The sequence below is a fragment of the Mesorhizobium sp. M2A.F.Ca.ET.042.01.1.1 genome, from assembly GCF_003997405.1.
Classification (GTDB): Bacteria; Pseudomonadota; Alphaproteobacteria; order Rhizobiales; family Rhizobiaceae; genus Mesorhizobium.
The window spans coordinates 1-732 of the sequence record NZ_RZRX01000615.1 but is presented as its reverse complement, the minus strand read 5'-3'; the positions used below and the strand labels follow the sequence as shown (position 1 = coordinate 732).

The 732-nt window shown below is 67.5% G+C and carries 2 protein-coding genes; one reads left to right on the top strand and one right to left on the bottom strand.

Features of this window, described 5'->3' with window-relative positions; genetic code table 11:
- Positions 1-187, top strand: a 187-nt coding sequence (locus EOA23_RS35185) for a putative PEP-binding protein (protein ID WP_348628610.1), incomplete at its 5' end; no start/stop codon positions are given.
- Positions 188-204: 17 nt separating this feature from the next.
- Here the strand turns inward: EOA23_RS35185 and EOA23_RS36010 are convergent.
- A partial coding sequence (locus EOA23_RS36010) for a hypothetical protein (protein WP_189341850.1) occupies positions 205-732 on the bottom strand: 528 nt, incomplete at its 5' end.

The window sequence follows — 732 nt, the reverse complement described above, 5'->3', positions numbered from 1 at the left end:
GGCGATCGAGCTGAGGGTAAAGGCGGGTGTCACCGCCGGCATCATGGTGGGCATGTGCGGCGAGGCCGCCGGCCGTCCGGACTTGATCCCGGCCTTCATCGGGATGGGCCTGACCGAGCTCAGCATGAGCCCGGCCTCGATCCAGCGCGCCAAGAAGACCATCGCGGCGATGGCGCTCGAACGATAGCGGATTCCTCGCTGCGGTTACGTCAGATGCGCGAGCAGAGTGGCGAGAACCGGGGTCAGTTCCTGGACGGCATTGGCCTGGGCGCAAGCCTGCCGGATGCGATCCTCCCGCACTTCGGCCGCCAGCACCGCGATCTCGAGAATGTCGGGCTCCGGCGTGCCGCCGTCCGCCTTGGTCGCCAGTCCGCAGGCAAGCACGACGGGCGCCAGACATCTTATGTCGAGCGACCGGTCGGCCGTGGCCGCCTCGCCAGGCTGAACCGGACGGTGGTTGAGGCATTCGACGAGGAGAGCCGCGCAGGCCGCAGCGACCTGGTCGGTGGAGGCCGCATCCGCCGTCGCCCCGGCCAGAAGATCGGCATGGCGCTTGCGCATCGCGGCGTGCACGGCGGAAAAACTCGCCTCGTGCACGCGGGGATTGTCGACGCCGTAACCGGCCAGAACCGCGCGGGTCAGATAATACATGTCGCGCCTGAATTGACGTTCGCCGCCGATCTGCCGGTCTTCATCGCCGTCCGGGAAATAAGAGCGCAGGCTTTTCACGGT